The following is a 13,099-nucleotide window of genomic DNA, read 5'->3' on the forward strand; positions in this document are numbered from 1 at the left end:
CGGCGCAGGGGGTCAGGTTTCCTGGCCGGAACGGTCGCCCAAGGTCACGTCCAGCGTCAGCCCCTTGCCCTGGCGCAGCACCTCGATCTGTGCGGACTCACCGGGGGCATTCATCGCCACCGCCGCGGTCAGGTCGCGCAGCTCGTCAATTTCGGCACCGCCAAAGCGCAGCACCACATCGCCGGGCTTCAGACCCGCTTTGGCAGCGGGGCTGTCTGCCTGCACGCCTTCGATCACCACGCCCTTGCCGGCCTCGCGGCCCAGCACGTTGGCGGCGTCCTCCGACAGCGGCTTGATCTGCACGCCCAGCCAGCCGCGGGTGATTTCGCCGTCATCTTCCAGATCGGCGACGATCTTCTGCACCATGTCCGAGGGCACCGCAAAGCCGATCCCGACGGAACCGCCGCCCGGCGAATAAATCGCGGTGTTCACCCCCACGACCTCGCCTTCGGCATTGAACAGCGGCCCGCCGGAGTTGCCCCGGTTGATCGCCGCGTCGGTCTGGATGAAATCGTCGAACGGGCCGGAGTTGATGTTGCGCGAGGTGGCCGAGACGATCCCGGAGGTCACCGTTCCCGACAGGCCGAACGGGCTGCCCATGGCGATGACCTCATCGCCCACCCGCAGCTCCCCGGAGGAGCCGAAGTCCACCACCGGCAGCGGCGCGTCCGCCGCTACCTTAAGCAGCGCGATGTCGGTCAGCGGGTCGGTGCCGACAACGGTGGCTGCATGCTTGCTGCCGTCGGCCAGGGTCACGGTCACCGTCTGGGCGTTTTCGATCACGTGGTTATTGGTGACGATCAGCCCCTCCTCGGCAATCACAAAGCCGGAGCCTGCGCCCTTCATCGGGCGGCTGTCCGGCTGCTGCGGCAGGCGGCCCCCGAAGCGGCGCATGAATTCCTCCATCATCGGGTCATTGGGCATTGCCTGGTGGTCCGACACGGGCTGCGCCTTGCCGGTCACCTCGACATAGACAACCGCGGGCGCGACGGTTTCGACCAGATCGGCGTAGCCGCCGGCAGGCACGGCCAGCGCAGCGGCCGGGGTCAGCGCAAGCATCGCGGCGGCCGAAGCGGCGGCGGTCAGGCCAAAGGCAAATCTCTTGGGGGCGGTGGCAGGATTGGACATCTTCGTCTCCTTGCGTTGAAGTGATGAAAGCCAGATGGAGGGCTTGGATTTCAACCGCCTGACGCCTTCTATACAGATCTGTAATGTGCGCTGCGCCGCGCCGGGGTGTATCACCGGCGCGGCTGAAACACGGGAGGGGCCGGCCTTGAAAATCCTGGTGATCGAAGATGACGCCACCACCGGCCCCTATGTTCAGGCGGGCCTGCGCGAGGAAGGGCATACCGCCGATCTCGTCACCGACGGGCGCGAGGGGCTGCTGCAGGCCACCGCAGCGGAGTATGACGTGCTGATCATCGACCGGATGCTGCCCGGTCTTGACGGGCTGAGCCTGATCAAGACCCTGCGCGGCGCGGGTGTGCGCACGCCCGCGATCATGCTGACGGCGCTGAGCGGCGTGAACGACCGGATCGACGGGCTGGAGGCCGGGGCGGATGACTATCTGGTCAAACCCTTTGCCTTTGGCGAGCTGGCCGCCCGGGTGGCCGCGCTGGCCCGCCGCCCGGGCCTGCAGGAGCAGGAAACGGTGCTGCGGGCGGGGGATCTGGAGATGGACCTGATCCGCCGCAAGGTGACGCGCGCGGGCCAGGAGATTGACCTCCTGCCCCGCGAGTTCCGCCTGCTGGAGCATCTGCTGCGCCGCAAGGGCCGGGTGCAGACCCGCACCATGCTGCTGGAAGCGGTCTGGGACATCAGTTTCGACCCGCAGACCAATGTGGTGGAGACCCATATCTCGCGCCTGCGGGCCAAGGTCGACAAGCCGTTCGGGACCGAACTGATCGAAACCGTGCGCGGTGCGGGGTACCGGATTGCCGGCTGACCTGTTCAGCCGGGCGCGGGTGCTGCTCCGCTCTTCGCCGATGCGGCAGTCGTTGTGGCTGTCGCTGCTGTTTGTCGCGGCCAGCTCGCTCAGCCTCGGGATCACCTATTACGTTGCCCATGGTGCCCAGCGGCAGGCGATCGAGCAGAGCCTGACTCAGGACATGGCGGGCTTTCGCGCCGCGCCCTCCGCCGCGGCGCTGGCGGCGCTGGTCAATGCCGAAACGCGCGAGACCGACCCGCAGCGCCGCCTGCTCAGCTACCGCCGTCCCGGCGGGCGGGTGGTGGCCGGCAATGCGGCGATCATGCAGCAGCACGCGGGGTTCCGGGTGGTGGCGCTGGGGCCGGAACCGGTGGAGATCTCCGGCCGGTTCATTTCGCTCAGCGAATACATCCACGGCGGGCTGCTGACCGTGGCGCAAAGCGCCAAGCCGCTCGATGACCTGCGCCAGACGTTCCTGTGGGTGTTCCTGTTCAGCCTGCTGCCCGCGACGGCCCTGGCGATGCTGGGCGGCGTGCTGCTGGCGCGGCGCTCAGCCCGTTCCCTCAGGGGGATCGAGCGCACGCTGTCGGCGCTCACTTCCGGCGACCTTGGCGCGCGGGTGCCGCAGACCGGGCCGGCGCAGGGCGATATCGCCCGCATCGGCCGCAGCGTGAACCGCATGGCGCAGGCCCAGCAGCAGGCCACCGAGGCGCTGCGGCAGGTTTCGGCGGACATTGCGCATGACCTGAAAACGCCGATCCAGCGGGTGGCGGTGCAGCTGTCGCGGCTGCAGGAGATGCCGGACCTGCCAGAAGAGGCGCAGGCGCTGGCGGACAAGGCGCTGGAGGAGACCCGCGGCATCACCAGCACCTTCCAGGCGCTGCTGCAAATCGCCCAGCTTGAGGACGGCGCGCCGCGGTCGCGGTTCGAAACCGTGGACCTGCGCGAGGTCGCCGCCACCTTTGCCGAAATCTATGAACCGGCGGCGGAGGAACAGAACCGCACCCTCAGCCTCAGCCTGCCGGATGCTCCGGTCGCTGTCAAAGGCGACCGCGCCCTGCTGGGCCAGCTGCTGGCGAACCTCATCGAAAACGCGCTGCGCCATACCCCCGCGGGCACCGGCATCAGCCTGTCGCTGCGCCGCGACGGGGCGGCGGCGGTGCTGTCCGTGCGCGACCATGGCCCCGGCATCCCGGAGGCGGAACACCAGAAGGTTCTGCGCCGCCTCTACCGGCTGGAGCGGAGCCGGACCACGCCGGGCAGCGGCCTGGGGCTGAGCCTGGTGGCGGCGATTGCCGGCCTGCACGGGGCCGAGTTGCGCCTCTCCGATGCAAAACCCGGTCTGCGGGCCGAGGTGATATTCACCCCCTGACCCGCCGCGGTTCCGGCCCTATGCCGCGGGCTTCATCGGCTGGCCGGCTGCATAGGTCTGCGCGATGGAGCGGTCGTCGCCCAGGGTTTGCAGGATGAACAGCTCCTCGGACAGGGTCTCTGCCCGCTGCATCCGAAGGTCCATCGCCGGGGTGGCGCGGGAATCGAGCACCACGATATCGGCCTCGGTGCCCGCCTCCAGCGTGCCGATCTTGTCCTCCAGCCCCAGCGCCACCGCATTGCCGCGGGTGATCCAGTGGAACGCGCGCAAGGGGTGCAGCTTCTGGTTCTGCAATTGCAGGACCTTGTAGCCCTCGTTCAGGGTTTGCAGCATCGAATAGCTGGTGCCGGCGCCGATGTCGGTGGCAATCGCATTGGTGATGCCGTGGCTGCGCAGGCCCGCGTCGTCAAACAGCCCGCTGCCCAGGAACAGGTTCGAAGTCGGGCAGAACACCGGCTTGGCCTTGGTCTCCGCCAGAGCGTCGATCTCGCGCGGTTGCAGGTGGATCGAGTGGCCGAGCAGCATCCTTTCCGTCAGCAGCCCGTATGACTGGTAGACGTCCAGATAGTCGCGCGCCTGCGGGTAAAGCTCGGCGGTGAAGGCGATCTCGTCGTGGTTTTCCGACAGGTGGGTCTGGACGTAGCACTCCGGGTGTTCCTGCACCAGCGCGCCGGCCATCTCCATCTGGCCGGGGGTGGAGGTGATGGCAAACCGCGGGGTGATAGCATACATGCCGCGGCCCTTGCCGTGGTATTTCGCGATCAGCTCTTTGGTGTCGTCATAGCCGCTCAAGGGTGTGTCCAGCAGGCCCTCGGGCGCGTTGCGGTCCATCAGCACCTTGCCGCCGATCATCCGCATGTTGCGGCGGGCGGCCTCGGTGAAATAGGCCTCGGCGGAGGTTTTGTGGACCGAGCAATAGGCCACCGCGGTAGTAGTGCCGTGGCTGGTCAGCAGGTCGAAGAAATGCCCGGCCATCTCGGCGCTGTGGCCTGCATCGGCAAAACGGACCTCCTCCGGGAAGGTATAGTTGTTCAGCCATTCCAAGAGCTGCGAGCCCCAGGAGGCGATCACCTGCACCTGCGGGAAATGCAGGTGGGTGTCGATGAAACCGGCCATCAGGATATGCGGGCGGTGGTCGATCACCTCGGCGCCTGCGGCCTGCGGGGCCAGCGCATCATAGCTGCCTTTGGCCAGGATCATGCCGTCCGCGACCAGCAGCGCGCCGTCCTCGATGAACTCATAGGCGCTGGTGTCCTCGGGGCCTTGCGGCTCGGCGGTGAAGGAAAGCACCCGCCCGCGCAGCAGCGTCTGTTTCGATGTCATGTCGTTATTGTCCTTGGTTCGCAGGCAGGGGGCGCTCAGGCCCCCTGCCCGTTGTTATTTGGGATTATTCGCCCGCCGGCAGATGCGGCACGTGAGGTTTCACACCGTCCTCTGCCGCGTCCTCATGCTGCTCCGCCTTGTGGAAGATCGGGTAGATGTAGAGGAAGGCCGCGGCGATCAGGTAGCCCATGGCGACACCGCTGAATTCCGGCCAATGCAGGCTGGCAGAGTGGATGATGCCGACCAGCGACATCAGCGCCGCCGCCAGGGCAAAGCCGCCTGCGTTGCGGAAGTCGCCGTCGATCACGCTGGCCACGATGGCGCCCCAGATCAGGCCGGTCAGGATCGCACCCTGGCTGAGCGCCAGATGGCCTTCGTAGTGTGCGCCCTGCTGCAGCAGCGCCGCTGTCATTTCCGGATCGCCCAGCTGCGCCATGCCAGTGGCACCCAGTGCGCCCAATGCGCCGGCCAGTGCCCCCCATTTGATCACCAGGAAGGCCGACACATGCGGCATCATCGCGATGGTCACCGCGGCGATATGGTCGGTCTTCACCGAATGCGCAGTGTTCGTGACCAGGCTCAGCGCCACGAACACCAGAACCGGCGCGGCCGCGGCCACGGGGATCAGGTTGTTGAGGAAGGCCAGGAGGCCAAAGAAGGCGGCAAAGGGGATCACCAGCCCGACGCCGATGATATAGCCGGAGCGCGCGCCCATCCGCTTATACGCCGGGTGGCCGATGTAGGCGGTGGTCGGGAAGGGCGAGCCGAAGACCGCGCCGATCATGGTGCCAACGCCATCAGTCACCTGGCACAGGGCCACCGGGTAGTGGTCGCCTGCGGCTTCGGCGCTTTCGACGTTGTTCATGGTTTCGATGAAGTTGTAGATCTGCACCGGCACCAGGACCAGGAACAGCTCCGGGTTGGCAAACAGATGCTGGATGCCGGCAATCAGGTCACCGAAGTAGGGGACCGGCAGGTAGATGCCCACGCCCTCGAAGGAAACCGAGGCTTCACCCATGCCAAGCGCCACAACGGTACCCACGATCAGCGCCAGAAGGCCTGCCGGGATGTTGAACGGCAGCCGGTGGCGGCCGACGAGGCCCCACAGGATGATGATCATCGAGGCAAAGCCGATGAACGGGTTCTCGAAGATCGTCGCCAGCGGCACGGTGCCGATGAACACCAGCGCGATACCGCAAAGCGTGCCCAGCATACCGGCGCGCGGGGTCACCCGCTTCAGCCAGGGGCCGACGATGGCGCCAAGACCGGCGACGATGCCGCCCATGAAGCCCGCGCCGATGCCCACCTGCCAGGCCAGCATGGCGTCATTGGTGGACCAGTAGATCGGCCCGATCACCCCGAACAGGTAGACAAACATCACGGGCGTCGAGATGCCATAAGGCAGCGCGGTCACGTCGCGGCCTTCTTTCTCGGCGGTATGCTTGGCCAGCCAGGCATAGACCGCGATACCGGCCAGGATCGCCACCGCGGCGCCGGGCACGATGCGGCCGAACACGATTTCGGCAGGCATGTTGAAGACAAACTGACAGATGCCCGAAAGCACGATCAGGTTGATCAGGTTGTCGGTGAACAGCGCCCAGAATGCACTGAAGTCATTCCGCGCGAACAGTTTGTACGTATAGCTCCGCCCTGTGGTCATGGCGGCCTCCTCCTATCAGAGGACGCAGTCCTTAACGGCTGATCACTCCAGCCGTGTCTCCCTCTGCGTCCGGTTGCTTGCCCGCTTGGGGCAGGTCTGTGCTCCATGATGGAGCGGACGCGGCAGTTTCAGAGGTCAAATCAGCGATCACTTCCGCCGCCACGAAGGCCGCGATGACGCTGGGCCGCTTGTCGCGGCTGCCGCCTGCCCCGATGGGGCAGATGAGACGGTCGGTTCCCAAACCGTCGCAATGGTCCCGGCACCAGCGGCGGAACTTCTCCCGCTTGGTGGCCGATCCGATCAGCCCGACATAGCCCGCATCGCCGCGCTGCAGGGCAGCGGAGGCAAGCAGGAAGTCGAGCGCGTGATCGTGGGTGAGAACGATGAACGCGCTGCCCGCAGGGGCGGCGGCGATATCGATCTCAGGAATAGCGCTTTGGCGGATCTCCACATCCGCGTCGCACAGGGCCAGCTCTTCGGCGCGCTGGTCGATCAGGATGCAGCGCACCGGCAGATGCTGGAACAAATCCGCCAAGGCCCGGCCCACGTGGCCCGCGCCCATCACATAGACATGCGGCAGCGCCTGATCCTCGGCCTGCTGCCGGGCAATGGCGTTCTCGCGGCCGGCTTGGCGCATCTGCGCCAGCGACATCTCCACCCGGCCGCCGCAGCACTGGCCGATTTCCGGCCCCAGCGGCACGTCCAGGGTGTCGCTGATCACACCCTGCTTCAGCATCCGCCGCGCGTGGTCGATGGCGATATATTCCAGCTGACCGCCGCCGATAGTCCCCCACAGGCCTTCCGCCGCCACAAACATGCAGGTGCCGGCTTCGCGCGGGGAGGAGCCGCGGACGCGGCTCAGGCGCACCTGCACCACATGTTCATGGCAGGCCAGAAAGTCCTGGAGGGAGCGGCGGCGGGCCATGGCTCAGCCCTGCCCCTTGAGGGTTTCGATCGCCATCAGCACACGCTCCGGCGTGGCCGGCGCATCCAGACGGGGGCAGACCTTGTAATCGGCGGTGCTGGCAACCGCCATCGACAGGGCCTCGAACACCGAGATGCCCAGCATGAACGGCGGCTCGCCCACGGCCTTGGACCGCTTGATGGTGCGCTTCTTGTTCACCGACCATTCGGCCAGCCGGGTGTTGAAGATGCGCGGCCGGTCAGAGGCCAGCGGGATCTTGTAGGTCGAGGGCGCGTGGGTGCGCAGGCGGCCTTCGCCGTCCCACCACAGTTCCTCGGTGGTGAGCCAGCCCATGCCCTGAATGAACGCACCCTCCACCTGTCCCTTGTCCAGGATCGGGTTCAGCGAGCGGCCCACGTCATGCAGGATGTCGGTGCGCTCCACCCGGTATTCGCCGGTCAGCGTGTCGACGGACACTTCCGAGCAGGACGCGCCATAGGCGTAGTAGAAGAACGGCTGCCCCTTGCCCGCAGCGCGGTCCCAGTGGATTTCCGGTGTCTTGTAGAAGCCGGCCGCCGACAGGTGGACCCGGGCCATGTAAGCCTCTTTCACCAGCCGGTCGAAGGGGATCTCCTCGCTGCCGGCGCGCACGCGGTTGGGCAGGAACTCCACTTCCGCCTCCGAGACTTCATATTTCTCGGCCGCGAATTTGGTCAGCCGGGCAATGATCTGCTCCGCCGCGTCCAGCGCCGCCATGCCATTGAGGTCCGACCCTGAGGACGCCGCGGTGGCAGAGGTGTTCGGCACCTTCTCGGTGGTGGTCTTGGTGATCTTGATGCGCTCGAAATCCACCTGAAAGGCATCGGCCACCACTTGCGCCACCTTGGTGTTGAGGCCCTGCCCCATCTCGGTGCCGCCGTGGTTCAGGTGGATCGAGCCGTCATTGTAGACATGGATCAGCGAACCCGCCTGATTGTACCAGGTCGCGGTGAAGGAGATGCCGAATTTCACCGGCGTAAGCGCAATGCCCTTCTTGATGATCTTCGATGCCTTGTTGAAGGCGATGATCTCTTCCCGGCGCTTGCGGTATTCGGCGTTTTCCTCCAGCTCACCGATCAGCCGGTCGAGGATATTATCCTCCACCTTCTGATGGTACGGCGTCAGGTCGCGGCCCTCCTCGCCATAGAAGTTGGCCTTGCGCACATCCAGCGGGTCCTTGCCGAGGGCATAGGCGATTTCCTCGATCATCCGCTCCGCCGCGACAACACCCTGCGGGCCGCCAAAGCCGCGGAAGGCGGTGTTGGAGACGGTGTTGGTCTTCATGGGTCTGCTTTTCAGCAGCACGTTCGGGTAGAAATAGGCGTTATCCGCGTGAAACAGCGCGCGGTCGGTGACCGGCCCGGACAGGTCCGAGGAATAGCCGCAGCGCGCGGCAAAGCTGCCCTCGACCGCCTGAATGCGGCCTTCATCGTCGAAGGCGACGTCATAGTCGATCACGAAATCATGCCGCTTGCCGGTGGCGGTCATGTCCTGATCGCGGTCCGGGCGGATCTTGACGGGTCTGTTGTGCTTCTTCGCGGCAATCGCAGCCACCGCGCAGAACAGGTTCATCTGGCTTTCCTTGCCGCCAAAACCGCCGCCCATCCGGCGCACGTTGACGGTCACCGCATTGTTCGAAACGCCCAGAACATGGGCCACCATATGCTGCGCCTCGCTCGGGTGCTGGGTGGAGCAATGCACGGTCACATCCTCGTCCTCGCCGGGGACGGCAAAGGCGATATGGCCCTCCAGATACATGTGATCCTGGCCGCCAACGGTCATCTGCGCCTGGATGCGATGGGGCGCGCCCTTGCGGCCCGCCTCCACATCGCCGCGCTCCAGCTTCAGCGGGTCGGTGATCATCGGATAGCCTGCTTCCTGCGCCTGGACCGGGTCCAGCGCGTGCGGCAGCACCTCATAGTCGACTTGTGCCAGTTCGGCGGCGCGGCGGGCGGCATCGCGGGTATCGGCGATCACGGCAAACATCGGCTGACCGTGGAATTCGACCTTCGTGGTCGGGAACACCGGCTCGTCATTTTTGCCAGTGGGGCTGATGTCGTTGACGCCTGGGATATCATCGGCGGTCAGCACATCCACAACACCGGGCGCGGCGCGCACGGCACTGAGGTCCATGCCCTTGATATTGGCGTGCGCCACGGTGGAGACACCCAAGTAAGCGTGCAGCGTGCCATAGGGCTCGGCGATATCGTCGGTGTATTGGGCGCGGCCTGTCACATGCTTGATGGCACTGTCATGCTGGCGGTCATGGTGCACGGCGCCGCTGATGGTCTGATGGTCTTTCATCTCAAAATCTCCTCAGGCGACGGCCAGCCGGACGGCACCGGCGGTTCCCGCATCATGTTCCAGGTAGAAACGGCGCAGCAGGTTGCTTGCCGTGAGCGACCGGTATTCCGCAGAGGCGCGCCAGTCGCTCAAGGGGGTGAAGTCCTGCTTCACCGCCTCCGCTGCGGCGTCAAACGCGGCCTCGCCCCAGGGCTGGCCAACCAGCGCGGCTTCGGCACCGGCGGCGCGCTTGGGCGTTGCCGCCATGCCGCCAAAGGCGATGCGCGCGGCGGTGATGATGCCGTCCTTGACGGTGACGCTCACCCCGGCGGCGACCGAGGAGATATCCTCGTCCCGGCGCTTGGAAATCTTGTAGGCCGCATCAATCTGCCCGTCCCGGCGCAGCGGAATGCGGATCGAGGCCACGAAATCGCCCGGCTCGCGGTCCTGCTTGCCGTAGTCGATAAAGAAATCCTCCAGCGGCAGGGTGCGCGAACCGCCCTTCTTCTGCAGCGTCACCTCAGCGCCAAGCGCGATCAGCACCGGCGGGGTGTCCCCGATGGGGGAGCCGTTGGCGATATTGCCGCCGATGGTGCCCATGTTGCGCACCTGCCAGCCGGCGATCCGGTCCCAGTAGGCGCCAAGATGCGGGAAGGCGTCGCGGATTGCCGCCTCGCTCTCCGTATAGGTGACGCCGGCGCCGAGGATAAGCGCCTCATCCGTCAGTTCGATGGCCTTCAGTTCCTCCAGGTGGGCGACAAACACCACCGGCGCGATCGGCTTCATGAATTTTGTGACCCACAGGCCCACATCGGTGGAGCCTGCCACGATGGTCGCCTTGGGGTTCTCTGCCAGCACCTGCGCCAGGTCGGCCGCATCCAGCGGCAGGATGGCGCGGTCGTCCTCGGGGCCGGTCACGACACGGGCCTCGGGCTGGAGCGCCTTCAGTTTGGCGGTCAGGGCGTCGCGTTCGGTGGTCAGATAATCATTCGCCGGGGTGCCGTACTGGTTCACCGCAAGTGCGGCCTTCACAATCGGCTCATAGCCGGTGCAGCGGCAGAGGTTGCCCTGCACGGCGGTTTCCACCTGCGTCTCATTCGGCTGAGGGTTTTCCATCCACAGCGCATACAGCGACATCACGAAGCCGGGGGTGCAGAAGCCGCACTGGCTGCCGTGGTATTCCACCATCGCCTGCTGCACCGGATGCAAACGGCCTTGGGGGCCAGACAGATGCTCCACCGTCACCACGTGGCAGCCGTTCAGCGACGCCAGGAAGCGGATGCAGGCATTCACGGTCTCGTAGCGCAGCGCGCCTCCCTGCAGGCGGCCCACCAGCACGGTGCAGGCGCCGCAGTCGCCCTCGGCGCAGCCTTCCTTGGTGCCGGTCAGGCGCTGCTCCAGCCGCAGGAAATCCAGCAGGGTGGTGGTCGCCTTCACGTCCTCCAGCACAATGTCCTTGCCGTTCAGAAGAAAGCGTATGCCGGTTTGATGTGCCATGGGGCCTCCCGAATGTCTCTTGGGCCAGGCTGGCCCGCTTATGTTATTTTTACCTTGTCTGACTGCATCGGTTAACGGCCGCAATCGCGAAAGCCTTTCAACACCCTGTTGAAAATGATTAGGGTAACAGGGGCCGGAACCGGCGTATTTGCTGCCCGCCCGCGTGAAAGGCAAGCGGCGAATGCGCCCCGTAAAGGTCTGTGAACCATGTCTTATCTGGAATCCCTCAGGGTCTTTACCCGAGTCGTCGAACTGGGCAGCATCACCTCTGGCGGGCGGGATCTGCGGCTGACTCCGGCGGTCGCCAGCAAGCGGATCAAGGAGCTTGAAAAGCACCTCGGCGTGCGGCTGTTCAACCGCACCACGAGATCGCTGACCCCGACCGAGGCCGGGCAGCTGTTCTACACCGAGGCCAAGAAGGTGCTCGAATCGATTGAGGACGCGGAGGCGGTGGTCTCCCAGTTCTCTGCCGTGCCGCGCGGGGTGATCCGGGTGACCGCGCCCCTGGGTGTCGGCCGCCGCATCATCGCGCCGCTGGTGCCGGGGTTTGTCGAGGCGTATCCCGCCACTGAAATCCGGATGCGGATGTCGGATCGCAAAGTCGACATTCTGGCGGACGGGTTGGATGTGGCGTTCTTCATCGGCACCCCGCATGACTCGACGCTGAAGATGCGCAAGATCGCCGATTGTACCCGGGTGCTGTGCGCCGCGCCGCAATATCTGGAGCGGCATGGCACCCCGCAAGTGCCGGAGGATCTTCTATCGGGGCACAACTGCCTGCTGCTGCGCTACCCGCGCTCACCCGAATATTACTGGACGCTGGCCACGCCGGAGGGGCCGCGCAAGCTGGAGGTGTCAGGCAAATACGACGCCGATGACAGCGACGTGCTGACCAATTGGGCGCTGGACGGGCGCGGCATCGTCAACAAGCCGCGCTTTGACGTGGCCGCACATCTGCGCAGCGGCGCGCTGGTCGAGGTGCTGCCGGACACCCCGCCGGAGCCGACGGTTTTCGGCTGCCTGTACCCGCACCGGAAACTGCAGGATCCCAAGATCCGCCTGTTTGTGGATTACGCGGTCAAACGCGGACTGGCGGCGTTCCGGCAGAGTGAGGCCGGTGAATAGCGACTGCATGGCCGGAAGGGCGGGCACCTTTGGCCCGCCTGATCTGAATTGAGCTCCCGCTTTAGCAACGGTGAGGATTTTCCTGGCAATAGAGCAGGTTTGCCGCCGCCCCGACTGCGGCGCCTGCGGCCACATTACCGTCCAGAACCGCCGCGCCGGCGGCCCCGGCGCCCGCGCCGTAAACCAGCCGCTCGCCGGTGGTGTCACCGCAGGCGGCGAGAGTTGTGCAGAGTGCAAATCCTATAGCGAAACTCTTCTTAAACATCACATTTCCTCCTTCACGCCCAAACCCCGCAGTGTTGCCGCGGTCCCAAACGGCCAGCTGCCGGCGATTTCCGCCGGGAAAAAGGGTGCCCGAAAGGGATTGGCGCTGTGGCTGAACAGGCCGGAAGACCCCTGGGTCTCCGGCGCACTTGGGCAAACCCTGTGGCAGTATAACATACGGCAGCTCAGTTTGGTTCCGGCGTCTTGCAGCACCGGGGGCGCACAGCCGGTGCACGGATGGTGCACGCGGAATGCCGGACAAAAATGGCCCCGCCACGGGGGCGGGGCCACTGGGCTTGTCAGACGGTTCTGCCTCAGTTCGCGGCCAGCGCGAAGGGCAGATCCTTGGAGGCGCTGCCGTACCAGCGGCGGATCAGGGCGCGCTCGCCGTCCTCCATGAAGGTCACGTTGGCGGGCGGCATCGCATGGGTGGCGCCGGCCTGGAGGTAGATCTCCTTGGCGTATTTCGCCACATCCGCCGGGGTCTCCAGCAGCACGTTCTTGGGCGCGCGGCGGATGCCGTCGTAGTAGGGCTCCCGCGAATGGCACATGGCGCAGCGGCCCGGCACCACGTTCATCACGTCCTCGAAATGCTGATTGCTGGCGAACACTTGCTCGGATTTGGTCAGCTCCCGCGCCTCGGATTCCTCATAGGTGTCCTGCTGCAGCGGCGCCTGGCTGAGGATCATGATGCCGATGAACAGG

Annotated in this window: 10 protein-coding genes and 1 pseudogene; 3 read left to right on the forward strand and 8 right to left on the reverse strand. The window is 65.7% G+C overall.

The window, feature by feature from the left end:
- Positions 1 to 12 precede the first annotated feature (12 nt).
- The gene (locus DAEP_RS0121045) at positions 13 to 1,128 is read right to left on the reverse strand and encodes a trypsin-like peptidase domain-containing protein (RefSeq protein WP_027246086.1); all 1,116 of its coding nucleotides are present in this window, start codon (positions 1,126 to 1,128) and stop codon (positions 13 to 15) included.
- A gap of 145 nt (positions 1,129 to 1,273) precedes the next feature.
- Here DAEP_RS0121045 and DAEP_RS0121050 point away from each other — a divergent pair, with 145 nt between their 5' ends.
- Positions 1,274 to 1,945 (forward strand): winged helix-turn-helix domain-containing protein, encoded by a 672-nt coding sequence (locus DAEP_RS0121050; RefSeq protein WP_008558446.1) that lies wholly within the window; start codon positions 1,274 to 1,276, stop codon positions 1,943 to 1,945.
- The gene (locus DAEP_RS0121055) at positions 1,935 to 3,299 is read left to right on the forward strand and encodes a sensor histidine kinase (protein ID WP_208855470.1); all 1,365 of its coding nucleotides are present in this window, start codon (positions 1,935 to 1,937) and stop codon (positions 3,297 to 3,299) included. Before DAEP_RS0121050 ends, DAEP_RS0121055 begins: the two co-directional genes overlap by 11 nt.
- A gap of 18 nt (positions 3,300 to 3,317) precedes the next feature.
- On the opposite strand, the gene guaD is transcribed toward DAEP_RS0121055, so the two are convergent.
- The 5 genes from guaD to xdhA form a co-directional block, all read right to left on the reverse strand.
- Positions 3,318 to 4,622, reverse strand: a complete 1,305-nt coding sequence (guaD, locus tag DAEP_RS0121060; protein ID WP_027246088.1) for a guanine deaminase — start codon at positions 4,620 to 4,622, stop codon at positions 3,318 to 3,320.
- Positions 4,623 to 4,686: 64 nt separating this feature from the next.
- Complete coding sequence (locus tag DAEP_RS0121065; protein ID WP_027246089.1) at positions 4,687 to 6,282, reverse strand: xanthine/uracil/vitamin C permease; 1,596 nt, start codon at positions 6,280 to 6,282, stop codon at positions 4,687 to 4,689.
- Positions 6,283 to 6,313: 31 nt separating this feature from the next.
- Positions 6,314 to 7,207 carry a xanthine dehydrogenase accessory protein XdhC gene (xdhC, locus tag DAEP_RS0121070; protein WP_027246090.1) on the reverse strand — a complete coding sequence of 298 codons (894 nt, stop codon included), beginning with the start codon at positions 7,205 to 7,207 and terminating at the stop codon, positions 6,314 to 6,316.
- A 3-nt stretch (positions 7,208 to 7,210) separates the two neighbouring features.
- On the reverse strand, positions 7,211 to 9,529 hold the full coding sequence (xdhB, locus tag DAEP_RS0121075) for a xanthine dehydrogenase molybdopterin binding subunit (RefSeq protein WP_027246091.1): 2,319 nt from the start codon (positions 9,527 to 9,529) through the stop codon (positions 7,211 to 7,213).
- 12 nt (positions 9,530 to 9,541) lie between these two features.
- Positions 9,542 to 11,005: a xanthine dehydrogenase small subunit gene (gene xdhA, locus DAEP_RS0121080; protein ID WP_027246092.1), complete on the reverse strand. Its 1,464-nt coding sequence runs from the start codon at positions 11,003 to 11,005 to the stop codon at positions 9,542 to 9,544.
- A gap of 207 nt (positions 11,006 to 11,212) precedes the next feature.
- Here xdhA and DAEP_RS0121085 point away from each other — a divergent pair, with 207 nt between their 5' ends.
- Positions 11,213 to 12,130 (forward strand): LysR family transcriptional regulator, encoded by a 918-nt coding sequence (locus DAEP_RS0121085; RefSeq protein ID WP_027246093.1) that lies wholly within the window; start codon positions 11,213 to 11,215, stop codon positions 12,128 to 12,130.
- 61 nt (positions 12,131 to 12,191) lie between these two features.
- On the opposite strand, the gene DAEP_RS0121090 is transcribed toward DAEP_RS0121085, so the two are convergent.
- Complete coding sequence (locus DAEP_RS0121090; protein WP_027246094.1) at positions 12,192 to 12,395, reverse strand: hypothetical protein; 204 nt, start codon at positions 12,393 to 12,395, stop codon at positions 12,192 to 12,194.
- 313 nt (positions 12,396 to 12,708) lie between these two features.
- Positions 12,709 to 13,099, reverse strand: a pseudogene (locus DAEP_RS23125) (urate hydroxylase PuuD); the annotation flags it as partial.

The sequence above is a fragment of the Leisingera daeponensis DSM 23529 genome, assembly GCF_000473145.1.
Classification (GTDB): domain Bacteria; phylum Pseudomonadota; class Alphaproteobacteria; order Rhodobacterales; family Rhodobacteraceae; genus Leisingera; species Leisingera daeponensis.